Origin of the sequence: Nocardia amikacinitolerans (assembly GCF_900215415.1) — a bacterium.
Classification (GTDB): Bacteria; Actinomycetota; Actinomycetes; order Mycobacteriales; family Mycobacteriaceae; genus Nocardia; species Nocardia amikacinitolerans.
This window is the reverse complement of the sequence record NZ_OBEG01000002.1, coordinates 295764-318988: the sequence shown is the minus strand read 5'-3', so window position 1 is coordinate 318988 and position 23225 is coordinate 295764. Positions and strand designations below refer to the sequence as shown.

Below are 23225 nucleotides of genomic sequence, written 5' to 3'. Positions count from 1 at the left end.
GCGAGTGTCACGGCGTGCCAGACTTGCGCACGTGACCGCCGCCGTACCGCCCGCCGCCGCCGCCCGTCTCGTCGTCACCGGGGCCGGTGGACAAGTCGGCGGAGAGCTGTTGCGCCTCGCGCCGCACGCCCGCGGTTACGGCCGCGCCGACCTCGACGTCACCGACGCCGACGCGGTGCGCGCCGCGATCAACCCTGGTGACGTGGTGCTCAACTGCGCCGCGTACACCGCGGTGGACAAGGCCGAGTCCGAGCCCGAAGCCGCCTTCGCGGGCAACGAGACCGGCCCGGCCGTGCTCGCCGCGGTCTGCGCGACCGTTGGCGCCCGGCTCATCCATCTCTCCACCGACTATGTCTTCCCGGGTACCCAGCGCGCGCCGTACGACACGGACGACCCGACCGGACCCGCCACGGTGTACGGGCGATCCAAACTGGCGGGGGAGCGGGCGGTCCTGGACACGGCGCCGAATTCGCATGTGGTGCGGACGGCCTGGGTGTACAGCGGGCGCGGCGGTGATTTCGTCGCGACCATGCTGCGGCTGGAACGCGAGCGCGAGACCGTCGACGTGGTGAACGACCAGATCGGCTCGCCGACCTACGCGGCGGATCTGGCCGCGGGCCTGCTCGAGCTCGTCGCGCGGCCGGACGCGCCGCGGCTGCTGCACGCGACCAACGCGGGCGTCGCGAGCTGGTTCGACCTGGCGAGGGCGGTGTTCGCCGAGGTCGGCGCCGATCCGGAGCGGGTGCGGCCGTGCGATTCCACGGCCTACCCCAGACCCGCACGGCGCCCGGCCTATTCGGTGCTGTCGGACCGGGCCTGGCGATCGGCCGGGTTGACGCCGCTGCGGGACTGGCGCGCCGCGCTGCACGACGCGCTGCGCGACCGCGAATGACGGCGAGAACCTGTCGGGCCGTGGTCTTTTCGATGCGCTCGGCGGACCGTTGGAAGACCGATCGGTCTGGCATCGGTCCTGCACCGGGGCACGCGTGGTCGCGTTGTTCCGACTAGGCTCGCCAAATGTGAGCGCTTCCGATTCCGCGGCCCCCGGTGGCCTTGCCGTCGTCACGGTGACTTATTCGCCCGGCGAGCACCTCGAGCACTTCATCACCACCCTCGCCCACGCCACCAGCGAGAAACCGCAGGTGATCCTGGCCGACAACGGTTCGGTCGACGGCGTGCCCGAGCTGGTGGCCGAGGCCAACTCGCACGTGCGGCTATTGCGCACCGGCGGCAACATCGGATACGGCGGCGCGATCAACCGCGCCGTGGCCGAGATCGACCCGAGCATCGAATTCGTCGTCATCGCCAACCCCGACATCCGCTGGGGCACCGATTCCATCGACAAGCTGCTCGAGGCCGCCAAGCGCTGGCCGAGGGCGGGCGCGCTCGGCCCGATGGTGCTGGAGCCGGACGGCAGCGTGTACCCGTCGGCGCGCTCGGTGCCCGGTCTGCTGGACGGCGCGGGCCACGCCATCCTCGGCACGGTATGGCCGGGCAACCCGTGGACCCGCCGCTACCGGCAGGAGAACGAGCAGATCTCCGAGCGCACCGTCGGCTGGCTGTCCGGCTCCTGCCTGCTGGTGCGCCGCGCCGCCTTCGACTCGATCGAGGGCTTCGACTCGCGCTACTTCATGTACATGGAGGACGTCGACTTCGGCGACCGCATGGGCAAGGCGGGCTGGCACAACGTCTTCGTGCCGTCGGCCGAGGTCACCCATGCCAAGGGCCACGCGGCAGGACGCCACCCCGAGGTGATGCTGCCCGCCCACCACGCGAGCGCGTACCGGTTCCAGGCCGACCGGCATCCGCACTGGTGGCAGGCGCCGCTGCGGCTCGCGTTGCGCGCCGGACTTGCGATTCGCTCCCGGATTGCGGTTCGATCTGCGCTGCGTGAGTTGGCCAGGGAACAGGGTCGACAGGCGTAGCAGCGCGGCAGACGAACAGGGGAACATTGATGGCAGGACATCCAGGCACCGACGCCGTGATTCTGGTCGGCGGCCAGGGCACGAGGTTGCGCCCGCTGACCCTCTCGGCACCCAAGCCGATGCTGCCGACGGCGGGCCTGCCGTTCCTCACCCACTTGCTCGCCCGCATCGCCGAGGCCGGGATCACCCACGTCGTGCTGGGCACCTCCTTCAAGGCGGAGGTGTTCGAGGAGCACTTCGGCGACGGCGCCGAGCTCGGTCTCGACCTGGAGTACGTCACCGAGACCGAACCGCTCGGCACCGGTGGCGGCATCCGCAACGTGCTGCCCAAGCTGCGCGCCGACAACGTGATGGTCTTCAACGGCGACGTGCTCGGCGGCACCGACCTCGGCGCGATCCTGGACACCCACGAGTCGACCAACGCCGACGTGACGCTGCACCTGGTGCGTGTGTCCGATCCGCGCGCGTTCGGCTGCGTGCCCACCGACGAGACCGGCCGGGTCACCGCGTTCCTGGAGAAGACCCAGGACCCGCCGACCGACCAGATCAACGCCGGTTGCTACGTCTTCCGCCGCGAGTACATCGAGAAGATCCCGTCCGGTCGCCCGGTGTCGGTGGAGCGCGAGGTCTTCCCCGCGCTGCTCGCCGAGGGCGCGCGGGTGCAGGGCCACGTCGACTCGTCGTACTGGCGCGACATGGGCACCCCCGAGGACTTCGTGCGCGGCTCGGCCGACCTGGTCCGCGGCATCGCCCCCTCGCCCGCGTTGCCGGGCCAGCGCGGCGAATCCCTGGTCCACCCGGGCGCGGGCGTCGCTCCCGGCGCGCTGCTCATCGGCGGCACCGTGGTCGGCCGCGGCGCGGAGATCGGCGCGGGCGCGCGTCTCGACGGCGCGGTGATCTTCGACGGCGCCGTCGTCGAGGCGGGCGCGACCGTGGAACGGTCCATCATCGGCTTCGGCGCCCGCATCGGTCCGCGCGCGCTGGTCCGCGACGGCGTCATCGGCGACGGCGCGAACGTCGGCGCCCGCTGCGAACTGCTGCGCGGCGCGCGCGTCTGGCCCGGCGTCGAGATCCCGGACGGCGGCATCCGCTTCTCCACCGACGTCTGACATTCCACACAGAGCCGCAGCGTGGCGTGTGAACATCTCTTCGCAGAGCGCTCACACGCTTCGCAGCGGCCCGCAACCGCTGTGAGGCGTGTGCACTGTCTGTGAAGTCGCGTCAGTCGGTGCGTTTCCAGACGTAGCGGGTTTTGGGGCGGCCCGCGCGGCCGTAGTCGGAGCGGCGGATGGCGAGGCCGTCGTCCGCCAGCTTCTCGAGGTAGCGCCACGCGGTGATCCTGGAGACGCCGATGCTGGTCGCGGTGTCGGCGGCGGTGATGCCGTCCTCGGCGGTGCGCACGATTCGCGAGATCTCCTCGAGTGTCTGCGGTGCGACGCCTTTCGGGGTGTTGGCGCGCTGGTCCGGCGTGCGCAGCGCGCTGAGCGCGCGGTCGATGTCGAGCTGGGTCAGCGCGGACTCGCCCGCGGGCAGCGCGGTGCGGAACTCCCGGTAGCGCTCCAGCTTGTCGTGGAATGCGGCGAAGGTGAACGGCTTCAACAGGTAGAGCACCACGCCGTTGGCGACGGCGGTGCGCACCATCGCCAGGTCGCGCGCGGAAGTGATGGCGATGACGTCCGGACTGGGCGCCAAACCGCTCAGCGCGGCAGCGACGTCCAAACCACTGGTGTCGGGCAGGCCGATGTCCATCAGCACCAGGTCGATCGGCGTGCCCTCGGCTGCGGCCGCGGCGGTCGCCCGCATCGCCTCGCGTCCGGAATGCGCGATGCCGACCGGTGTGAAGCCGGGGATGCGTTCGACGTAGGCGCGGTGCGCCTCGGCGATCAGCGGCTCGTCCTCGACGATCAACACTCGGATCACGATGCGTCCTTTCCCGAGCCGCGCGGAATCGTCACGGTCACCGCGCTTTCCGGCTCGCGGCGGGCGTCGATCGCCCCTCCGTGCCTGGTGATCACGCGGTGTACCAGCGCGAGGCCGAGCCCGTAATGATCGTCCTTGGTGGTGTAGCCGCGCTCGGCCGCGCGCGCGAAGGTCTGCGCCGACATGCCGGGCCCGCTGTCGGCGACGCGCAGGAACACGTCCGAATCCGCTTGGCGCAGTGTGACTTCCACCCACGCGCCCGCGCTGCCCGCTGCGGCGTCGATGGCGTTGTCGATCAGGTTGCCGACCAGCGTGACGGCCTCGCGCGCCGAGAGCGGCGCGATGGCGTCGAGGGCGGTGTCCTCCGAGATCGTCAGCTCCACACCGCGTTCGGCGGCCTGGTTCACCTTGCCGAGCAGCAGCGCGGCCAGCGCCGGATCGCCGACCGCGCCCATCATCCGGTCGATGAGCGACTGGGAGAGCTGGAGTTCGGCGGTCGCGAATTCGACCGCCTCGCGGTGCTTACCGAGCTCCACCATGGTGACCACCGTATGCAACCGGTTGGCCGACTCGTGCGCCTGGGCGCGCAGTGACTCGGCGAAACCGCGCACCGAGTCGAGTTCGCCAAGGACGCCGCGTAATTCGGTGTGGTCGCGGATGGTCATCACGGTCCCGAGGGTTCGGCCCTGCGAGGCGACCACGTCCTGGTTGACCAGCAGGATCCGATCGTTGGTCACGTGCATCTCGTCGCGGACCACGCCCCAGCTCATGCGCCGCAACGAGATCGGCAGATCCGCGCGGTGCACGTCGCCCTCCGGCAGATCGAGCAGCCGCCGCGCCTCGTCGTTGACGACCTCGGCCCGCTCGCCCGCGCCGAAGACAACCAGGCCCTCGTGGATCGAGTGCAGCACCGCGTCGTGGTGTTCGTACATGACGCGCAACTCGTCGGGCGCGAGACCGTGCGTCTGGCGGCGCAACCGGCGGCTCAGCAGGAAAGAGCCGAGCGCGGCCACCGCCAGACCCGCGCCCGCCACGCCGAGGATCTTCGGCAGCTGCGCGGCGACCTGATCGCCGATGCGCGCCCTGGTGACTCCCGCCGACACCAGCGCCACGACGCGATCGCCGTCGTACACCGGAGTCACCGCGCGGATGGACGGCCCGAGCGTTCCGGTGAACGTCTCGGTGAAAGTCTCCCCGGCCAGCGCCCTGTCGATGTTGCCGCTGAACGGATGGCCGATGCGTTCGGGATTGGTGTGGGTGAACCGCGTCCGGTCCGGCGCCATCACCACGATGAAGTCCATCCTGGTCTGCAACCGGATCCGCTCGGTCACCGGTTGCAGCTGCGCGCTGGGATCGGGGGAGAGCACCGCCGCGCGGGTGGACGGCGCCTGCGCCACACTCACGGCCACGTCGGTGACTTCGTGCTCGGTGGTCACGTCGCTGGTGTGCCTGGCGTCGAGCACCGCGAGCACCGCGGCGCCGGCGATCATCAGCGCGAGCACCACGAGCTGCAGGACGAAGACCTGACCCGCCAGGGAGAGCCGGAGGCCACGCGGTCGTTCGCCACGGCGAGGGCGCGACTCGGACCCGGCGGCGTCTGTGTAGCGACGACGTCGCACGAGCTGACCTCCACTGAACTCTATGCACCAAACAGTGACCCGCGTCACGCGAGTCGTCATCATTTTGCACACGCGGCCAGAAGGCTCGCATTCCGGTACCACTCGGAGGATGTGATTCGCAATGAGCGAACGAAGTGAGCGAATCGTGTGCCAGCGCGCATCGCGCATGCCGGAGCCGAGCGTCAGCGAGGCGCAGGCATGAGCGATACATCTCGCGCGGCTCGGCGCGACCGCACCCACTGGCTGTATCTGGCGGTCATCGCCGCGGTCGGCGCGGGGATCGTCGTCGGCTGGCTCGCGCCCGACGTCGGCGTCTCGCTCGCACCGCTCGGCACCATGTTCGTCGACCTGATCAAGATGATGATCGCCCCGGTGATCTTCTGCACCATCGTGCTCGGCATCGGCTCGGTGCGCACCGCGGCCACCGTCGGCAAGGTCGGCGGGCTCGCGCTCGGCTACTTCCTCGTCATGTCGACGATCGCGCTCGGTATCGGTCTGGTGGTCGGCAACCTGCTGGAGCCGGGCAACGGGATGAACATCGCCGAGACCGCAGGCGCGGGCGCCAAGTACGCCGATCAGGCGCACAGCGCGGGCGGCACCTGGGACTTCATCAACGGCATCATCCCGACCACGCTTGTCTCCTCGCTGACCGCGGGCAGTGTGCTGCAGGCGCTGTTCGTCGCCCTGCTCGTCGGTTTCGCGGTGCAGGCCATGGGCAGCGCGGGCGACCCGATCCTGCGCGCGGTGACGCTGGCGCAGAAGCTGGTGTTCCGCATCCTGTCGATGATCCTGTGGCTGGCCCCGATCGGCGCGTTCGGCGCGATCGCGAACGTGGTCGGCAAGACCGGTCTGGACGCGGTGGTGCAGCTGGCCACCCTGATGATCGCGTTCTACCTGACCTGCCTGGTGTTCGTGTTCGGTGTGCTCGGCGTGCTGGTTCGGGTGGTATCGGGCGTGTCGATCCTGAAGCTGGTTCGGTACCTGGCCCGCGAGTACCTGCTCATCGTCGGCACCTCGTCCTCGGAGTCGGCGCTGCCTCGGCTGATCGCGAAGATGGAGCACCTCGGCGTCGAGCGGACCACCGTCGGCGTCGTGGTGCCCACCGGCTACTCGTTCAACCTGGACGGCACCGCAATCTACTTGACCATGGCCTCGATCTTCATCGCCGACGCGATGGGCAAGCCGCTCAGCCTGCCCGAACAGCTGGGTCTGCTGCTGTTCATGATCGTCGCGTCGAAGGGCGCAGCGGGCGTCACCGGTGCGGGCCTGGCCACCCTCGCGGGCGGGCTGCAGAGCCACCGGCCCGAGCTGCTCGACGGCGTCGGCCTGATCGTCGGCATCGACCGCTTCATGTCGGAGGCCCGCGCGCTGACGAACTTCTCCGGCAACGCGGTCGCGACCGTGCTGATCGGCACCTGGACCAAGACCATCGACGTGGACCAGGTCCGGCTGGTGCTCGACCGCAAGCTGCCGTTCGACGAACGCACCATGGTCGACGAGCACGGCGCACCGGAGCCCGTCGAACCCGCCGAGAAGAGCCTGGTCACGGCCTGACCCCGAGTCGTCCCCGGCCAACGCCGGGGCCGCGGGCGGCACCGCTCCATCCACCCCCCTCCGCACGGTGCCGCCCTGGCGATCGACGAAGGGCCCGCTTACCCCGCGGGCCCTTCGTTCGTTCTGTGCTCAGCCGTTCCAGGTGCTCAGGCGACCGCCCACTTCTCCGGATTCAGGTGGTACTGAACGAGCGCGTTGGCGTGGCCGTGGCCCATGCCGTGCTCGGTCTTCAACAGCTCGACCAGCGGCTTGTGCCCGGCCAGACCCGAATCGCGGAGAACGGCGAACCACTCGTCGATGCCGCGGCCGTACTTGGCCTCGATGTTGGGGAAGTAGGACGCGGGGCCGTGCGGCTTGGTCGCCATGGTCGTCTCCTTGCTCGAATTGCGTTCAGCCGTAAGGACGGAAGCGCGTCGCCGAATTCATCGGCAGGCAGCGGCTTGTGCCGTGGATCACACCGCGGGGACGGCCGCATTCGAGCCCTTGGCGACCGACCGCTCTCGGATCAGCAGCACGCCGGTGACCGCGACGAACAGCGCGGTGAGTCCGTGGATGCCGAACGCGGCAGCCGTCGAACCGTCCCAGCGCAGCACGGTGAGCATGTCCCCGAACGGCGCGAGCGCGATCACCAGGGTCGCGACGCCGAGCGCATATCGCTGCTTCGCGGCAAGCAGGGCTAGAACGACCAGACTGAACACCGTGTCGCGCACACCCTTCAGGTGCATGAAGGCGGTGGCCTCGCCGTCCGGCCAAGCGGGCAGGCCGAATCCGGGCGCGACGGTCTCGGGCGCGATGAGGTAGCTGAGGCCGATGTACAGGATGAAGGCCGCGCCGATCACGGACAGGACGGTGGCGATGCGGGAGATGGTCACGGTGTGCTCCTTGGTGTTGCTACGAATCCTAGCGACGCTAGGTCTGCGAGCAACGATAGGCGAGCTTCGATAGATTGTCTAGCGATGCTAGAATTTGCGCATGGGCACCCAGACTCGCAAGGAACGCGAACGGGCCGAACGCCATTCGCGCATCATCGAGACCGCACGCGAACTCGCCGAGTCCCAGGGCTGGGAATCGGTGACGGTGCGCAGGCTCGCCGAGCGCATCGAGTACAGCCAGCCCGTGCTCTACAGCCACTTCGCCGGGAAGTCCGCGATCGTCACGGCTGTTGCCGAGCAGGGTTTCGCCGAACTCGCCGAGGCGCTGCGCGCTGCGCACGCCGCTGCCGAGACCCCGGCCGCGGCGCTGGAGTCGGTGGCACGGGCCTACCTCGACTTCGCCGACGCCAACCCGGCGCTCTATGACGCGATGTTCCTCATGAAGACCGACCTGACCTTCGGACCGAACGCCCCGCAGGCGCTGCGTGACGGCTGGGTCGAGTTGGAGCGGATGTTCCGCCCGTTCGTCGAGGAACCCGATCTGGGTGCGCGTACCGAGGTGGCATGGAGCTCGATCCACGGCTTGGCCACGCTCGCGCGCAGCGGCAGGCTGATGCCGGAGCTGTGGGAGGCGCGGCTGCGGATTCTGGTCGACCAGTGGTTGGCCGGGGTCGAGGCGCGCCGCTGACGCGTCGGGCGCAGGTAGCGTTGGTTTCATGGCTGATGTTGTGGTGGTCGGCTCCGGACCCAACGGCCTCGCCGCGGCGGTGGTCCTCGCTTCGGCGGGACTGTCGGTCGAGGTGTTCGAGGCCGAGACCGAGCCGGGTGGCGGTTCGCGCACCGCGGAGCTGACGCTGCCGGGCTTCCACCACGACGTGTGCGCCGGCGCGCACCCGATGGCCTTGGCGTCACCCTTCTTTCGCGCGTTCGATCTGAGCGCGCGGGGCGTCGAGTTGCTCGTCCCCGAGGTGTCCTACGCGCACCCGATGGACGGCGGCCGGGCGGGGCTCGCCTGGCTGGATCTGGAGCGGACCGTCGCCGATCTCGGCCGCGACGGTGACGCGTGGCGGCGGCTTTTCGCGCCGCTCGTTCGCAAGTGGCAGGGCGTGGTCGACGTGGCCATGTCCGATATGCGCGCGCTTCCGGACGACCTGCCGACCGCGGTGCGTTTCGGTCTGCGGCTGGTCGAACAGGGCTCGCCGCTGTGGAACGCGCGCTTTCACGAGGACATCGCGCCCGCGCTGCTGACCGGTGTGGCGACGCACGCGATCACCTCGCCGCGCGCCTTCCCCGCGGTCGGCGCGGGTCTGTTGCTCGCCACGCTGGGTCACGCGGGCGGCTGGGTCATCCCGCGCGGCGGCAGCCAGACCATCCCCGACGCGCTCATCGCCGAATTGGAAGACCTCGGCGGCCGGGTGCACACCGGCCACCGGGTGGACTCGCTCGACGAGTTCGCCGGTGCGCGCGCCGTGCTGCTCGATCTAGCGCCCGCCGGCCTGCTCCGCCTGGCCGCCGAACGGCTACCCACCCGATATGCCAAGCGGCTGAGCCGTTTCCGCTACGGCGGCGCGGCGTGCAAGGTCGACTTCGCGCTCTCCGGGCCGGTGCCGTGGCAGGCCGATGGCTGCGCGCGGGCGGGCACCCTGCACCTGATCGGCAGCCGCGCCGAGGCGATGGCCGCCGAGGGCGCGGTCGCCGCGGGCCGCCACGCCGAGCGCCCGTACGTGCTCGCCATCCAACCGGGTGTCGTGGATCCCAGCCGCGCCCCCGGCGACGCGCACACCTTCTACACCTACGCCCACGTGCCGAACGGTTCCGATCGCGACATCAGCGACGCGGTCATCGCGCAGGTGGAGCGGTTCGCCCCCGGCTTCCGCGACCTCGTCCTCGCCAAGAACGTCATCACCGCCGCCGAACAACCCGCACACAACGCCAACTACGTCGGCGGCGACATCTCCGCGGGCGCGATGACGCTGCGCCAGACCGCCTTCCGCCCCGCCCCACGGTGGAACCCCTACGCCACCCCGCTCCCCGGCGTCTACCTGTGCTCCGCGGCGACCCCGCCCGGCCCCGGCGTCCACGGCATGAACGGCATGCACGCCGCCCGCCACGTCCTCCGCCACGAATTCGACATCCACACCGACCCGCTCGAACTACTGCGCGCCCGCCAACCCCAGCACCGCTGACCACCACCCCCGCTGTGGTACCGGCTGTTGCGCCGCTGTCCCGACGCCCCGCGTCCATGCGGTGGCGCTGTACCGCTGACTCACCCCACCCCGTGCCAGGTCTCGGTCAGACGGATTCCCCTTCGGCGGGGCGGACTTTCATCGCCGCTTCACCGACCGCCGGTCGATACAGGTCCGGTTCCAGGTAGACGCGATTCACCGTCGGCACGGCCGCGCGCACCCGCGCCTCGGCGGCGATGGCGAGGCCGGGGACGATGGCGAGTAGATGGCTGCCCTGCTGCCACTGGCCGACATGCGCTCGACGCTACCCGGACCCGGCGGGGCGAACGCCCGCCGACACACGCGCCGAAAACGCGTGCGCACCGCTGTCCGTGGACAACGGTGCGCGCGAAGGTGATCGCTAGACGGGTGCCGTGCGGTAGAGGTCGGGCTCGACGTAGATGATCCGCGCGGCGGGCACGGCCCGACGCACCCGCGCCTCGGCGGCGTCGATGGCCGCGGCGATGGTCGCGATGTCCAGACCCGGCGCGATCGACACCTTGGCCGCCACCAGGATCTCCTCCGGACCCAGGTACTGGGTCTTGAGGTGGATGACGCGGTCGATGCGCTCGCCGTCGGTCAGGCTCTCCCGGATCGCCCTGTCCTCCTCGGGGGTCGCGCCTTCGCCGATCAGCAGGCTCTGCATCTCGATGATCAGAATGATCGCGATGACACCGAGCAGCGCGCCGATGCACAGGGTGCCGATGCCGTCCCAGATCGCGTTGTCGGTGACCATGGTCAGGCCGACGCCGAGGAAGGCGAGGATCAGACCGACCAGCGCGCCCATGTCTTCCAGCAGCACGACGGGCAGCTCCGGGCTGCGCGAGTTGCGGATGAACCGCCACCAGGTGGCGCCGCCCTTGAGCGGACGGGATTCGCGGATGGCCGTGATGAAGCTGAACGTCTCCAACCCGATGGCGATCAACAGGATGACGATCGCGACGATCGGCGAGCTGAGTTCCTCGGGATGCTGGATCTTGTGGATGCCCTCGTAGATGGCGTAGATCGAGCCGAGCGTGAACAGCACAAGCGCCACGATGAACGAGTAGAAGTAGCGGTTGCGCCCGTACCCGAACGGGTGCAGCTCGTCGGCCTCCTGTTCGGCGCGACGCTGGCCGAACAGCAGCAAGCCCTGATTGGAAGTGTCGGCCACCGAGTGCACCGCCTCGGCCAGCATCGAAGCCGAACCGGTGATCGCCGCGCCGACGAACTTCGCCACCGCGATCCCCGCGTTCGCCGTCAACGCGGCCAGAATCGCCTTCTTGCCACCGCCAGCAGACATGTCCTGAAGGTCCTCTCTCGTTTCGCCGATCACGGCTAACTTAGCGTGTTCGCCGTTCCTCGGCCGAGTGCGTCGGCCCCTCGCTCAGCCGCCCGTGCCGAGGCAGGCGCAGAACACCTGGGCAGGTCCGTCCACCGCTTGGGCGCGAATATCGCTGTCGGCGGCCGAGATCCAGGCCGCGCCGCCGCGCCCGACGAGCAGCTCCGTGCCGTCCTGGAGCAGCCGCACGGTGCCCGCCGTGCACAGCACGATGCCCGGCCCCGCCGAGGTGAGCGGCACCTGTCCGGAACCGGCGGTGAGATCGAAGCGGCGCAGCGCGAATTCGGGCGCGGGCGTGCGATACCGCACCGAGCCGTCGCCCGCCGGTTCCGGCAGCACGACCGGCAGATCGATCGGCTCGAAATCCAGCACCCGCAACAGTTCCGGCACGTCGACATGCTTGGGCGTCAACCCGCCGCGCAGCACGTTGTCGGAGTTGGCCATGATCTCCACGCCAAGCCCGCGCAGGTAGGCGTGCAGGTTTCCGGCGTCGAGGAACAGTCCCTGGCCCGGCTCCAGCGTGACCCGGTTCAGCAGCAGCGCCGCGAGCACGCCCGCGTCGCCGGGGTAGGCCTCGGCGAGTTCCAGCGCCGTGCGTGCTTCGAGGGTGAAGGCGCGCTTGCCCTTCGCGGACAGATACCGCACGCAGCCGTCGAGCACCGCGGGCAGCAGCGTGGCGAGCACCGGCTGCGGCAGCGTGATCCAGGTGGTGAACAGCGTCCGCAAGCCCGCCGAATCGGGCTGGGAGGCAAGCATTTCCGTGTACGAGACGAGCTCGGGCACGTCCAGCGCGCGGAACAGCTCGACGGTGCGGTGCGGCTCGCGGAACCCGGCAAGCGCCTCGAAGCGGTCCAGCGCCACCACCAGTTCCGGCTTGTGGTTCTCGTCGCGATAGTTGCGCATGGGCGAGTCGAGCGGCACCCGCGCGCGGTTCTCTCGCTCGAAACCGGCGCGCGCCTGCGACGCCGACGGATGCGCCTGCAGCGACAGGGGCTCCTCGGCCGCGAGGATCTTCAGCAGGAACGGCAGCTTGTCGCCGAATTCCGGTGCGGCCGCGCCGAGTTCGCGATGCGGGTTCGCGGCGACGAGCTCGAGCAGCGATGTGGTGCCGACCGGCGTCTTGACGTGCGCGGGATCGGCGGGATGGGCGCCGAACCAGAGTTCGGCCTCGGGGTGTGCGGAGGGGACGGGACGGCCGCAGAGCTGAGCGAGCGCGGTGCGCGAACCCCATGCGTAGGAACGCAGTGCACCAACGAGTTCGTGCACTAGTAGCGTCCCCCGTCGTAAGCTTCGCCGCCGAAGCCGCGGGACGTCTCCGCGGCCGTGCCGCGCGAGCCGATCAGCCGCAGGTAGGCCGCGGCCATCTCCAAGCGCAGCGCCAGCACCGCGAGTTGCTCCAGTTCCGTGCCTCGTCCGGACCCGCCGGACTCCTCGCCGCGCGCGGGCGTCGGCGCGGCAGGATCGGTCAGGCTGTTCTGCAACAGGTCGACGTCGGCACTCACCAGATCGGCGTCGACCAGCCCGGATCCGGCGCCGCCGAACACCGCGACCCGGCGCCGCGCCGCGGCCTGATCTGGATCTGCGCTGAGCACGAACACCCGGATCCGCTCCACCGGCGCGGGGCCGTCGAGTTCCTCGTCGTGGAACAGCGGATCGAAATTGGGCGCCGCCTCGCCCGCGGCCTCGACCATGCGCGGATTCGCGGCGACCGCCTCGGCGAGGTCGGCCGCCGTCGCCACCTTGCCCGCGGCCTGCAGCAGTACCTCGGCGCCGTGCTCGGCGAGTTCCGCGGCGGCGGGGGAGTCGCCCGCCAGCACGATGCCGCGCTGCTGCATGCGCGCGGCCAGCGTCTTGGCGGGATTGTGGAAGACCTCGTTGTGCGGTCCGTCGCGCAGCGCCTCGGCGTCGAGCACGTCGGCCAGCGCGGTCAGGTCCGGCACGGCCGCGCCGGTGCGCGTCGGATCGACGACACGCAGCACCGCGATCCCGGCCGCGAGGAAGCGCAGCAACCGGTTGTGGTCGAGAACGGGGACCCGCGGCTCCAGCAGCGCGGCCCGGCCCGCGGCGGCGGCGCGCAGCGGACCCTCGTGCGGCGCTGCGACGACGACCTCGGCGCCGCGGCGCAGCGCGCGGTCCACCGCATCGATCAGGCGCGGATCGCCCGCGTCGTCCCCCGCGACGAGAACAACGTCCAGCGGACCCACCCACGGCGGCAGCGCGGCGACCGAGACCACCGGCAGACCCGCGCGGTCGCCGAGCGCGGCGACGAGCAGACCGGCGGCACGTGCGGCGCGGCCGGAGCCGGAGACCAGGACCACGCTGCGCGGGCGAAGGTCGGCGAGGCGGGCGAGCGCCTGCTCGCCGATGGCCGCCGCCGTGGCGCGCACCTGGGCGCCACCCGAAGCGGCCGAGCGCAGGGCGCCGCCGCTGTCTGCCGCCTCGAGCGAAGCGGCATCGTCGAGGTCGAGCACCGGTGTTCCAGCGATCATCGGGCGTCCCACCTCCCCTCATCGCGCTGCGTCCGGATCGTCCACACCGAGCCCGGGTCGGGCGAATCCACTGTCAGTGATTCCACTATTCCAGTCGGGAGCGAACGATGCTCAGGATCTCGCGTCGAGCAGCGCCGTACGCTTCCACGGTCGAATCCTGAGCTTGTGATTCCACTCCGTCGTAACTCCACTATCCCAGTCAGGACCGGACGATGCTCAGAATCTCGGTTACGAGTGCGTCTACTTCCTCCGGCGATCTGGCCTCGACGTTCAGCCGCAGCAACGGCTCGGTATTCGAGGCGCGGAGGTTGAACCAGGCGTCGTCGGCCAGCTGGACCGTCACCCCGTCGAGCCGGTCCACCGACTTGGCGCGATCCTCGAACGCCTCGACCACGGCAAGCGTCCGCTCCTTGGCGTCGGCCACCGTCGAATTGATCTCGCCGGAGGCGGCGTACGTCTCGTAGGACGACATCAGCTCCGAGATCGGCCGGTCCTTCTCGCCGAGCGCGGCGAGCACGTGCAGCGCCGCAAGCATGCCGGAATCGGCGCCCCAGAAATCGCGGAAGTAGTAGTGCGCGGAGTGCTCGCCGCCGAACACCGCGCCGGTGGCGGCCATCTGCTGCTTGATGAACGAGTGGCCGACCCTGGTGCGCACCGGGGTGCCGCCCAGCTCGTGCACCAGCTCCGGCACCGCGCGCGAGGTGATCAGGTTGTGGATGATGGTCGCGCCCGGCTCCTTGGCCAGTTCCCGTTCGGCGACCAGCGCGGTGATGGCCGAGGGGGAGACCGGCTCGCCGTTCTCGTCCACCACGAAGCAGCGGTCGGCGTCGCCGTCGAAGGCCAGACCGATGTCGGCGCCGGAGTCGCGCACCAGCCGCTGCAGATCGACCAGGTTCTTCGGGTCGAGCGGGTTGGCCTCGTGGTTCGGGAACGAACCGTCCAGCTCGAAGTAGAGCGGCACGATGGTCACCTGCGGCAGCGTGCCGAGCACCTCGGGCACCGTGTGCCCGCCCATGCCGTTGCCCGCGTCCACCGCGATGGTGAGCGGACGGATGTTCTCCAGATCGACCAGCCCGCGCAGGAATTGCGCGTAGTCGGCGAGCAGGTCCGCCTCGGTGGCGCTGCCCTGCGGCCCGTCGAATTCCGGCACGCCCGCGACGAGCTCGTCCTTGATCGCGGCAAGCCCGGTGTCCTGGCCGACCGGCAGCGCGTTCGCGCGGCACAGCTTGATGCCGTTGTACTGGGCGGGGTTGTGGCTCGCGGTGAACATGGCGCCGGGGCAGCCGAGGCGGCCGGAGGCGAAGTACAGCTGGTCGGTCGAGGCCAGGCCGATGTGCACCACGTCGAGACCCTGCGCGCGCACGCCGTCGGCGAAGGCCGCGGCCAGCTCGGGGGAGGACTCGCGCATGTCGTGGCCGATCACCACGCGGCTCGCGCCCTCGCCGCGCATCAGCCGCGCGAAGGAAGCGCCCACGTCCCTGACGAATTGCGCGTCGATCTGTTCACCGACAACACCGCGAACGTCGTAGGCCTTGATCACCGCGTTCACGAATTCGGCAGAGCGGGCGACTGTCATGGGCACTACCCTAGTGTGCCCCGCCGACACCGTGGGACCGCTCCCTACCCTCCGCCCCGATTTCACCCCGCGGGGCACCGCGGCCACGGAACTCGCCGCAGCGCCACACGGCTGGAACCTCGTCGCGGCCAACCGGTTTCGAGGCGACCGCCGCCCGTTCGCGCGGAGTCCTGCCACGACCGAAGGTGACATCCAGCCGCCCGGACACACCAAATGTCACCTTCAGTCGTCCCGACCCGCGATGGGATGTTCGGACCGAAGGTGACATTCGGTCTGTCCGATGGGGTGGGGGACACCTTCAGGCGGTTGCCCCGTGCCGACGGTTCGGACTCGAGCACCGGGAGCGTTCCGCGACGCGAGGTTCAGTTCGGTGGGTCGGGCAGCACGCGCAGATGCCCGCGCCTGCCGGTGCGGGTGGTGGTGCGCTGCGGCGCGGGAGAGTAGTCGCGGTAGCCGCGCTGATCGGGCTCCGGAGGACGCCGCCGCAGTCCGGCCTCGCGAACGGCTTCGGCCAGTGCGGTGAGATCGTCGTCGTCCGGGGTGGTGGAGAAGCCGCCCTCGTGGCGGACCAGCTCCCAGCCCTTCGGCGCGGTGATCCGGGAAGCGTGCGTTTCGCACAGGTCCCACGAGTGAGGTTCGGCGACCGTCGCGAGCGGACCGACCACAGCGGTCGAGTCCGAGTAGACATACGTGAGCGTCGCGACGGCCGGATTCTTGCAGCCGGGTCGGCAGCAACGACGCATGGGGATCACGCCGATGAGAGTAACCCCCCTGGCCTCCGGATGTGGACAGACACGCGCTAAGAGTGGCGGCTCACACGCGCAATTCGCCCGATTCGGGACCTACTCCTCCGCCTCCGGATCGATGACGTCCGGATCGACGCCGAGATAGGTGGCGATCTGCTGCACGAGCACCTCGCGCAGCAGATCGACCAGATCGTCCGGATCGCTCGCGCGCAGCTCGAGCGGTTTGCGGAACAGCACGACCCGCGCGCGGGTCGCCTGTCCGTGCCGGTCGACGCCCGCGGGGATCAGCCGGGAAAGCGGGACCGGTCCGTCGGCCACCACCTCGTCCGGCCAGGTGACCGAATCAGGGTGCAGCGGACGGATTTTCGGTACATCGTCGACGGCGATGTCGAGTTTGGTGAGCCGATCGTGCCAGCGGCTGTCGAGCGGGGCGAACGCCTCAAGCACGAGCCGGTCGAACTGCTGGCCTCGGGTGCGCCAGGCGGGCACCGTCGGCGGCAGCATCGGCCCGCGCACCCCGCGGCCGCGTCGGATGACCGACCGGGCGGTGGGCGGGCGTCGATGGCGGGAACGGGACATACCCAAAATCTAGGTGAACTCGCACCGACCCCGCGCATCGAGGTCGGTGCGACACCTATGTGTCAGCCGATACCGCGCTTGAGGCGCCGGCGCTCCCGCTCGGAGAGGCCGCCCCAGATGCCGAAGCGCTCATCGTGTGCGAGTGCGTACTCCAGGCACTCGTCGCGTACCTCGCAGCCCATGCAGATCCGTTTCGCCTCGCGGGTCGAGCCGCCCTTCTCGGGGAAGAACGCCTCCGGATCGGTCTGCGCGCACAGGGCACGCTCCTGCCACTGCTCTTCGATGCTTTCGAACATCTCGTCGAAGCCCGTCACGACCAGGCTGAGCCGGGGTGTCGACACCGCGTCACCGCCGTCTTGCTCGCTCCGGCCGATGTCTGCGCAGACGCCACGTGCTGCGCCTGCTGTGGAATCGGGTTGCGAGACCATATCGTTGGCCATCGCTCCGCCTCCTCACTGTGTGTTAGCGCAGAATGATTCTTTCCGTCGGACCAACACGCACACCGACGGCCCTACCCCGCGACGTAGTCCCGCGGACATCCCCGAGCGCGTCATCCCGGCTCGAACATCTGTTCGAAAAGTCGTCCGCGCCTTGCACTCTCGCGCGAACCCGGAATGACATGACTGTGATTAGACACGCCGGACGTGTCGATGGTCAAGCCGCCGTCGCTATTCCGTTACTATCCGCGACCGATTTCCGTGCTGATCTTGGTGTATGGCATAGCAAATGACCAGCAAATATGGCCCGAACACCGCTCGGTTCGACACCGCATAGGCTGTGCGGATGTGACTGGACAACAAGCGGACATCGCGCCCGCCAAGGGGCCCAAGATCGCCGTCCTCGTCGGCGGAGTCGGCGGCGCGCGCTTCCTGCAGGGCGTGCGGGAACTGCTGCCGGAAGCCGACGTTTCCGCGATCGTGAACGTCGGCGACGACGTCTGGATGCACGGCCTCCGCATCTGCCCCGACCTCGATACCTGCATGTACACCCTCGGCGGAGGGATCGATACCGAACGGGGGTGGGGCCGGGTCGGCGAGACCTGGCACGCCAAGGAGGAGCTGGCGAAATATCACGCGCAGCCGGACTGGTTCGGCTTGGGCGATCGCGATATCGCGACGCACTTGATTCGCACCGAAATGTTGCGCGCCGGGTATCCACTCTCGGCGGTCACCGAAGCGCTCTGCAACCGGTGGCAACCCGGCGTGAAACTGATCCCGGCAACCGACGATCGCTGTGAAACGCATGTGGTTGTCAGTGACCCCGAGAACCCTGGCGAACGCCGCGCGATCCATTTCCAAGAGTGGTGGGTTCGATACCGCGCGAACATCGACACCCATGGATTCGCCACAATCGGGGCGGATGAAGCAAAACCGGCCCCAAATGTGACGGATATCATATCGTCCGCCGACGCGGTGCTGCTCGCGCCGTCCAACCCGGTGGTGAGCATCGGCGCCATCCTCGCGGTGCCCGGCATCCGCGGCGCGCTGCGCACCACCGAGGCGAAGGTGATCGGCGTCTCCGGCGTGATCGACGGAAAGCCGTTGCGCGGCATGGCCGACGAGTGCCTGTCGGTGATCGGCGTCGAGACGACGGCCGAGGCGATCGGCCGCTACTACGGCGCCCGCTCGGCCACCGGCATCCTCGACGGCTGGCTCATCCACAGCACCGACACCGCCGACGTGCCAGGCGTCGAGGTGCGCAGCGTGCCGCTGCTCATGACCGACCCGCCGACGACCGCCGAAATCGTGCGTGAGGCACTGGATCTCGCGGGGGTGAAGCCGTGACCTCGATCGACCACGCCGCGGGCGAGCTGAGCATCCTGCCCGTCACCGGCCTGCCGGAGTTCCGTCCCGGCGACGACGTCGCCGAGCACATCGCCGCTCGCGCGCCCTGGCTGGCCGATGGCGACATCCTCGTGGTCACCAGCAAGATCGTCGCCAAGGCCGAGGGCCGAATCGTCGCCGCGCCACTGGATCCCGAGGAGCGCGACGCCGCGCGCCGGGCGCTGGTGGACCAGGAGGCCGTGCGGGTGCTCGCGCGCAAGGGCCGCACCCTGATCACCGAGAACAAGCTCGGCATCGTCCAAGCGGCCTCCGGCGTGGACGGTTCCAATGTCGAGCAGGGCGAATTGGTGCTGCTGCCAAGCGATCCGGACGGCAGTGCCAAGGCGCTGCGTGCCGCGCTTGCCGAACGGCTCGGCGTGACCGTCGCCGTCGTCATCACCGACACCATGGGACGGGCCTGGCGCAACGGGCAGATCGACGCCGCCATCGGCGCGGCCGGGTTGCGGGTGCTGCACGACTACGCGGGCTCGGTGGACGGACAGGGCAACGAACTGCACGTCACCCAGGTGGCCGTCGCCGACGAGCTGGCCGCCGCCGCGGATCTGGTGAAGGGCAAGCTGGGCGGCGTCCCGGTCGCGGTGGTGCGCGGGCTGCCGTTCGTCGACGACGGTTCGGGCGCGACGGATCTGCTGCGCCGCGGCACCGACGACCTGTTCTGGCTCGGCACCGCCGAGGCCATCGAGCGTGGACGCGGCGAGGCCGTGTTGCTGCGGCGTTCGGTGCGCCAGTTCGCCGACACCCCGGTCGATCCCGAGCGCATTCGCGCGGCGGTCTCGGTCGCGCTGACCGCGCCCGCGCCGCATCACACCCGGCCGGTACGTTTCGTCTGGCTGCGCGACCGCGATCTGCGAAACCGGTTGCTGGAGGCGATGGCCGACAAGTGGCGCGCCGACCTCACGGCCGACGGACGCGACCCGGAGCGGGTGGAGCGGCGCGTGGCGCGCGGCCGGATCCTGTTCGACGCCCCCGAGGTGATCATCCCGTTCTGCGTGCCGGACGGTGCGCACGACTATCCCGACGAACGCCGTCGCGCGGCCGAGCGGACCATGTTCACCGTGGCGGTGGGCGCGGCCGTGCAGGGTCTGCTCGTCGCGCTCGCCACCGAGGGGATCGGCAGCTGCTGGATCGGCTCGACCATCTTCGCCCCCGAGATCACCAGGGACGTGCTCGGTCTCGCCGCGGACTGGAACCCGTTGGGCGCCATCGCCATCGGTCATCCGCTGGAGGAGCTGACGCCGCGCAGGGTGGCGGGGCCGGGGGATGGGTTGGTCGAGCTGTGAGCGAGCGGTCGACCCGAGTTCTCGGCGGGGCGGCACTGTGAGCGCCGAGTCGTTGCACGCGTCCGCGACCTCGCTGCTGGAGACCTGGCGTCCCGTGGTGGACCAGGACCGGTCGCTGCGGGAGGCCATGCTGGCCTTCCTCGGTTCCGCGCCGCGCGGCTGTCTGCGCGAGCACGCGCCCGGTCACATCACGGCCTCCGCCGTGGTGTTCTCGCACGACGCCAGCGAGGTGCTGCTGACCCTGCATCCGAAGGTGGGGCGCTGGATTCAGCTCGGCGGGCACTGCGAGGAGGGCGACGAGACCGTCGCCGACGCCGCGCTGCGGGAGGCGACGGAGGAGTCGGGCATCCCCGGGCTGCGGATCGAGCCCGGCCTCTACGGTGCGCAGGCGCATCCGATCACCTGTTCGCTCGGTGTGCCGACCCGCCACCTCGATCTGCTGTTCCGTATCACCGCGCCCGCCGGCGCGGTGCCGGTGCGCAGCGCGGAATCGACTGATCTGCGGTGGTGGCCGGTGGATGCGCTGCCGGAGGATGCCGAAGTCTTGTTGTACTGACGAGCGCGCATAGGGAAAGGCGTCCGGTTCCGGCCGGACGCCTTTTGTTATGTCATAACATCTTTACAAATCAATTCTTTTGTATAGACATGAGACAGTTGTCGTTCTAATGTCCACCTCAGAAGTATTGTGCGTCACACCCCGGTGTGCGCCGCACTGATGGGAGACATCGATGTCGACGGATGCCGACGCGCCGCAGCGCCCGGTCGAAGCACCGGCCTGGCGTGATCGCAAGCGCTATCTCTGGCTCTGGGGGCTGTTCGCGCCGACCGGCTTGTTCACGATCGGCCTTCCGCTCATCTGGGCGCTCAACGAACTCGGCTGGCATCGCCTCGCGCAGGTGCCGTTCTGGCTCGGCCCGATCCTGGTCTACCTGGTGATCCCGCTGGCCGACATCTTCTTCGGCCCGGACGGCGAGAACCCGCCCGACGACGTGATGGAGTACCTGGAGAACGACAAGTACTACCGCTACCTCACCTACCTCTACCTGCCGTTCCAATACGCTTCGCTGATCATGGCCTGCTACCTGATCAGCGCCGACGACCTCGGCTGGCTCGGCATCGACGGCGGCCTGCACGTCGTGGACAAGATCGGCCTCGCCATCACGGTCGGCACGATCGGCGGCATCGGGATCAACACCGCGCACGAACTCGGGCACAAGAAGGTCGATCTGGAGCGGTGGCTGTCGCGCATCGCGCTGGCGCAATCGTTCTACGGCCACTTCTACATCGAGCACAATCGCGGCCACCACGTCCGCGTCGCCACCCCGGAGGATCCGGCGAGTTCCCGTGTGGGCGAGACCTTCTGGGCGTTCTGGCCGCGAACCGTGTGGGGCGGACTCAGGTCCTCGTGGCGGTTGGAGAAGGTGCGGCTCGAGCGGTTGGGCAAGAAGCCATGGTCCCTGCGGAACGAGGTGCTCTCGGCCTGGCTGATGTCGGTCGTGCTGTACGCGGCGCTGGTCGCGGTGTTCGGTCTCGGCGTGCTGCCCTACCTGGTGTTGCAGGCCGTGATCGGTTTCAGCCTGCTGGAGGCGGTCAACTATCTCGAGCATTACGGGCTGGTCCGCCAGCGCACCGACACCGGTCGCTACGAGCGGCCCGCTCCGGTGCACAGCTGGAACAGCGACCACATCGTCACCAACATCTTCCTGTACCACCTGCAGCGGCACAGCGACCACCATGCCTATCCCACCCGTCGCTACCAGACCTTGCGCAGCTGGGACGGCGCGCCCAACCTGCCGAGCGGCTACGCCAGCATGATCCTGCTCGCCTACTTTCCGCCGTTGTGGCGCAAGGTGATGGACAAGCGGGTGCTCGCGCACTACGGCGGCGACATCACCCTGGCCAACATCGACCCTGGCAAGCGGGATCGGATCCTCGCGCGCTATGGGGCGGGGGTGGAATCATGAGCGAACGAAGTGAGCGAATCATGTGCCAGCGCGCCCCGCGCATGCCGGAGCCGAGCGCTAGCGAGGCGCAGGCATGAGCGCATACCGTTGTCCTGTCTGTGATTACATCTTCGACGAGACCAAAGGTGCTCCGCACGAAGGGTTTCCGGCAGGCACCCCGTGGGCGGAGGTGCCCGACGACTGGTGCTGCCCCGACTGCGGCGTGCGGGAGAAGATCGATTTCGAACCGGTAGGAGTGACCTCGTGACCGAATACAAGCTGTACCAGTGCATCCAGTGCGGCTTCGAATACGACGAGGCCAAGGGCTGGCCCGAGGACGGCATCGCGCCCGGCACCAGGTGGGACGACATCCCGGACAATTGGACCTGCCCGGACTGCGGCGCGGCCAAGGCCGACTTCTTCATGGTCGAGATCGAGCGGTCGTGAGATTTTGACTGGGGCGGATGCCCGTGACAACCTCGCGGGTATGCCGCGCAATGGACCGAGGGTTCCGTATCAGGAGGCGGCGCGGGAACTCCTGCGCACCTCCGTCCTCGACGCCATGCGCGAACTGCTCACCGAGCGTGACTGGTCGAAGATCACGCTCGGTGACGTCGCGGCGCGGGCCGGGGTCAGCAGGCAGACGCTGTACAACGAGTTCGGTTCGCGCGCGGGCCTCGCACAGGGGTACGCCCTTCGCCTGGCCGACGACCTGGTCGACCACGTCCGCAGCGCCATCGCGGGCAACGAAGGCGACGTCCGCGCAGCCTTCCGCGAAGCGCTGTCCGGGTTCTTCCTCGACGCCGCCGCCGATCCGCTGATCCAGTCGCTGATCGCGGGCGAGGTGAAGCTGGACCTGCTGCGCCTGATCACCCTGGACGCCGCGCCGCTGGTCGAACACGCCACCGAGCGGCTGTCCTCGGTCTTCCAGCACAGCTGGGTGGACGCGACCGAGGAGCAGTCGGTCGTGCTGGCGGGCGCGCTGGTCCGCATCGCGCTCAGCTACATTCCGACGCCGCCCGCACCGGGCCGCAACGCGCCCGCCGATCTCGCCGAACTCCTCGGGCCCTACGCGGAGGCGATTCTCGCCGCCCGCGAAGTGGGTCGATCGACTGCCCCGGATTCGCTCGATTAGGGGAACGCCCCCCGGGAAATAGGGGCGTCCGGGCACTCTGGTTAGGGGAACCTTAGGGGCAAAGCCCCGATTTGCGGGAGGTATGCGGTGACTGCTGTCACATGTGAACTCCCTGAAAAACCGACCGCCACGCTTGTAACGGTCGACACGTTTGGTCCGCGAACTCCGGTGTAACGGACCGCAAGGCTGTAAGTATT

General features: G+C 69.5%; 24 protein-coding genes. 13 read left to right on the top strand and 11 right to left on the bottom strand.

The genetic code is table 11. The annotated features are described in order from the left end of the window. Positions 1-31: 31 nt before the first annotated feature. The 3 genes from rfbD to manB all read left to right on the top strand — a co-directional run bounded on the left by rfbD (position 32) and on the right by manB (position 3034). Entirely contained in the window at positions 32-892 is an 861-nt protein-coding gene (rfbD, locus tag CRP45_RS09755; protein ID WP_097244828.1) for a dTDP-4-dehydrorhamnose reductase, read from the top strand. A gap of 127 nt (positions 893-1019) precedes the next feature. Then, positions 1020-1925 (top strand): glycosyltransferase family 2 protein, encoded by a 906-nt coding sequence (locus tag CRP45_RS09750; protein WP_067791534.1) that lies wholly within the window; start codon positions 1020-1022, stop codon positions 1923-1925. 29 nt (positions 1926-1954) lie between these two features. After that, positions 1955-3034 (top strand): mannose-1-phosphate guanylyltransferase, encoded by a 1080-nt coding sequence (gene manB / locus CRP45_RS09745; RefSeq protein ID WP_097244827.1) that lies wholly within the window; start codon positions 1955-1957, stop codon positions 3032-3034. 112 nt (positions 3035-3146) lie between these two features. Here the strand turns inward: manB and CRP45_RS09740 are convergent, their stop codons facing one another. Further along, positions 3147-3845, bottom strand: coding sequence for a response regulator (locus tag CRP45_RS09740; RefSeq protein ID WP_067791530.1), 699 nt, complete (start codon positions 3843-3845; stop codon positions 3147-3149). Then, a complete protein-coding gene (locus CRP45_RS09735; protein ID WP_245910122.1) occupies positions 3842-5335 on the bottom strand; it encodes a sensor histidine kinase in 1494 nt (497 codons plus the stop codon). The genes CRP45_RS09740 and CRP45_RS09735 overlap by 4 nt, the downstream gene beginning before the upstream one ends. A 327-nt stretch (positions 5336-5662) precedes the next feature. Here CRP45_RS09735 and CRP45_RS09730 point away from each other — a divergent pair, with 327 nt between their 5' ends. Beyond that, positions 5663-7018, top strand: coding sequence for a cation:dicarboxylate symporter family transporter (locus CRP45_RS09730; protein WP_067791528.1), 1356 nt, complete (start codon positions 5663-5665; stop codon positions 7016-7018). 146 nt (positions 7019-7164) lie between these two features. Here the strand turns inward: CRP45_RS09730 and CRP45_RS09725 are convergent, their stop codons facing one another. Both CRP45_RS09725 and CRP45_RS09720 read right to left on the bottom strand, forming a co-directional pair. Beyond that, the gene (locus CRP45_RS09725) at positions 7165-7383 is read right to left on the bottom strand and encodes a DUF4287 domain-containing protein (RefSeq protein WP_067791526.1); all 219 of its coding nucleotides are present in this window, start codon (positions 7381-7383) and stop codon (positions 7165-7167) included. A gap of 87 nt (positions 7384-7470) precedes the next feature. Further along, on the bottom strand, positions 7471-7890 hold the full coding sequence (locus CRP45_RS09720) for a DUF4267 domain-containing protein (RefSeq protein ID WP_097244826.1): 420 nt from the start codon (positions 7888-7890) through the stop codon (positions 7471-7473). A 100-nt stretch (positions 7891-7990) separates the two neighbouring features. Between CRP45_RS09720 and CRP45_RS09715 the strand changes: the two genes are divergently transcribed. Next, positions 7991-8578: a TetR/AcrR family transcriptional regulator gene (locus tag CRP45_RS09715; RefSeq protein WP_067791523.1), complete on the top strand. Its 588-nt coding sequence runs from the start codon at positions 7991-7993 to the stop codon at positions 8576-8578. A gap of 28 nt (positions 8579-8606) precedes the next feature. Then, positions 8607-10076 (top strand): phytoene desaturase family protein, encoded by a 1470-nt coding sequence (locus tag CRP45_RS09710; protein WP_097244825.1) that lies wholly within the window; start codon positions 8607-8609, stop codon positions 10074-10076. A gap of 400 nt (positions 10077-10476) precedes the next feature. On the opposite strand, the gene CRP45_RS09705 is transcribed toward CRP45_RS09710, so the two are convergent. From CRP45_RS09705 to CRP45_RS33750, 7 genes are all read right to left on the bottom strand, one after another. Beyond that, a complete protein-coding gene (locus CRP45_RS09705) occupies positions 10477-11397 on the bottom strand; it encodes a cation diffusion facilitator family transporter (protein WP_097244824.1) in 921 nt (306 codons plus the stop codon). Between the two features lie 84 nt (positions 11398-11481). Then, positions 11482-12702: a mannose-6-phosphate isomerase, class I gene (gene manA / locus CRP45_RS09700; RefSeq protein WP_067791517.1), complete on the bottom strand. Its 1221-nt coding sequence runs from the start codon at positions 12700-12702 to the stop codon at positions 11482-11484. Then, positions 12702-13925, bottom strand: coding sequence for a tobH protein (locus CRP45_RS09695; RefSeq protein ID WP_067791515.1), 1224 nt, complete (start codon positions 13923-13925; stop codon positions 12702-12704). Before CRP45_RS09695 ends, manA begins: the two co-directional genes overlap by 1 nt. A gap of 199 nt (positions 13926-14124) precedes the next feature. Next, positions 14125-15501 carry a phosphomannomutase/phosphoglucomutase gene (locus tag CRP45_RS09690; protein WP_097244823.1) on the bottom strand — a complete coding sequence of 459 codons (1377 nt, stop codon included), beginning with the start codon at positions 15499-15501 and terminating at the stop codon, positions 14125-14127. Positions 15502-15863: 362 nt separating this feature from the next. Continuing rightward, the gene (locus CRP45_RS09685; RefSeq protein WP_218018478.1) at positions 15864-16253 is read right to left on the bottom strand and encodes a DUF3499 domain-containing protein; all 390 of its coding nucleotides are present in this window, start codon (positions 16251-16253) and stop codon (positions 15864-15866) included. Positions 16254-16343: 90 nt separating this feature from the next. Further along, on the bottom strand, positions 16344-16826 hold the full coding sequence (locus tag CRP45_RS09680) for a metallopeptidase family protein (protein ID WP_169810921.1): 483 nt from the start codon (positions 16824-16826) through the stop codon (positions 16344-16346). 62 nt (positions 16827-16888) lie between these two features. Continuing rightward, positions 16889-17122 (bottom strand): WhiB family transcriptional regulator, encoded by a 234-nt coding sequence (locus CRP45_RS33750; protein ID WP_029901515.1) that lies wholly within the window; start codon positions 17120-17122, stop codon positions 16889-16891. A gap of 348 nt (positions 17123-17470) precedes the next feature. Here CRP45_RS33750 and cofD point away from each other — a divergent pair, with 348 nt between their 5' ends. The 7 genes from cofD to CRP45_RS09640 all read left to right on the top strand — a co-directional run bounded on the left by cofD (position 17471) and on the right by CRP45_RS09640 (position 23028). Then, entirely contained in the window at positions 17471-18610 is a 1140-nt protein-coding gene (gene cofD, locus CRP45_RS09670; RefSeq protein WP_245910037.1) for a 2-phospho-L-lactate transferase, read from the top strand. Continuing rightward, complete coding sequence (locus CRP45_RS09665) at positions 18607-19950, top strand: coenzyme F420-0:L-glutamate ligase (RefSeq protein ID WP_097244822.1); 1344 nt, start codon at positions 18607-18609, stop codon at positions 19948-19950. The genes cofD and CRP45_RS09665 overlap by 4 nt, the downstream gene beginning before the upstream one ends. Positions 19951-19987: 37 nt before the next feature. Further along, positions 19988-20506 (top strand): NUDIX hydrolase, encoded by a 519-nt coding sequence (locus CRP45_RS09660; RefSeq protein WP_097244821.1) that lies wholly within the window; start codon positions 19988-19990, stop codon positions 20504-20506. A 172-nt stretch (positions 20507-20678) separates the two neighbouring features. Then, the gene (locus CRP45_RS09655) at positions 20679-21914 is read left to right on the top strand and encodes an alkane 1-monooxygenase (RefSeq protein ID WP_097244820.1); all 1236 of its coding nucleotides are present in this window, start codon (positions 20679-20681) and stop codon (positions 21912-21914) included. A 73-nt stretch (positions 21915-21987) separates the two neighbouring features. Beyond that, positions 21988-22161: a rubredoxin gene (locus tag CRP45_RS09650; RefSeq protein WP_097244819.1), complete on the top strand. Its 174-nt coding sequence runs from the start codon at positions 21988-21990 to the stop codon at positions 22159-22161. Beyond that, a complete protein-coding gene (locus CRP45_RS09645) occupies positions 22158-22340 on the top strand; it encodes a rubredoxin (RefSeq protein WP_068061951.1) in 183 nt (60 codons plus the stop codon). Before CRP45_RS09650 ends, CRP45_RS09645 begins: the two co-directional genes overlap by 4 nt. A gap of 40 nt (positions 22341-22380) precedes the next feature. Then, positions 22381-23028, top strand: coding sequence for a TetR/AcrR family transcriptional regulator (locus CRP45_RS09640; RefSeq protein ID WP_067791498.1), 648 nt, complete (start codon positions 22381-22383; stop codon positions 23026-23028). Positions 23029-23225: the final 197 nt, after the last annotated feature.

Bases quoted from the DNA above. Each gene is read 5' to 3' on its own strand.
- manB (WP_097244827.1), top strand. From the start codon at position 1,955: ATGGCAGGACATCCAGGCACCGACGCCGTGATTCTGGTCGGCGGCCAG.
- CRP45_RS09735 (WP_245910122.1), bottom strand. From the start codon at position 5,335: ATGATCGCCGGCGCCGCGGTGCTCGCGGTGCTCGACGCCAGGCACACC.
- CRP45_RS09730 (WP_067791528.1), top strand. From the start codon at position 5,663: ATGAGCGATACATCTCGCGCGGCTCGGCGCGACCGCACCCACTGGCTG.
- CRP45_RS09725 (WP_067791526.1), bottom strand. From the start codon at position 7,383: ATGGCGACCAAGCCGCACGGCCCCGCGTCCTACTTCCCCAACATCGAG.
- CRP45_RS09715 (WP_067791523.1), top strand. From the start codon at position 7,991: ATGGGCACCCAGACTCGCAAGGAACGCGAACGGGCCGAACGCCATTCG.
- CRP45_RS09710 (WP_097244825.1), top strand. From the start codon at position 8,607: ATGGCTGATGTTGTGGTGGTCGGCTCCGGACCCAACGGCCTCGCCGCG.
- CRP45_RS09705 (WP_097244824.1), bottom strand. From the start codon at position 11,397: ATGTCTGCTGGCGGTGGCAAGAAGGCGATTCTGGCCGCGTTGACGGCG.
- CRP45_RS09695 (WP_067791515.1), bottom strand. From the start codon at position 13,925: ATGATCGCTGGAACACCGGTGCTCGACCTCGACGATGCCGCTTCGCTC.
- CRP45_RS09690 (WP_097244823.1), bottom strand. From the start codon at position 15,501: ATGACAGTCGCCCGCTCTGCCGAATTCGTGAACGCGGTGATCAAGGCC.
- CRP45_RS09680 (WP_169810921.1), bottom strand. From the start codon at position 16,826: ATGTCCCGTTCCCGCCATCGACGCCCGCCCACCGCCCGGTCGGTCATC.
- CRP45_RS33750 (WP_029901515.1), bottom strand. From the start codon at position 17,122: ATGTTCGAAAGCATCGAAGAGCAGTGGCAGGAGCGTGCCCTGTGCGCG.
- CRP45_RS09655 (WP_097244820.1), top strand. From the start codon at position 20,679: ATGTCGACGGATGCCGACGCGCCGCAGCGCCCGGTCGAAGCACCGGCC.
- CRP45_RS09650 (WP_097244819.1), top strand. From the start codon at position 21,988: ATGAGCGCATACCGTTGTCCTGTCTGTGATTACATCTTCGACGAGACC.
- CRP45_RS09640 (WP_067791498.1), top strand. From the start codon at position 22,381: ATGCCGCGCAATGGACCGAGGGTTCCGTATCAGGAGGCGGCGCGGGAA.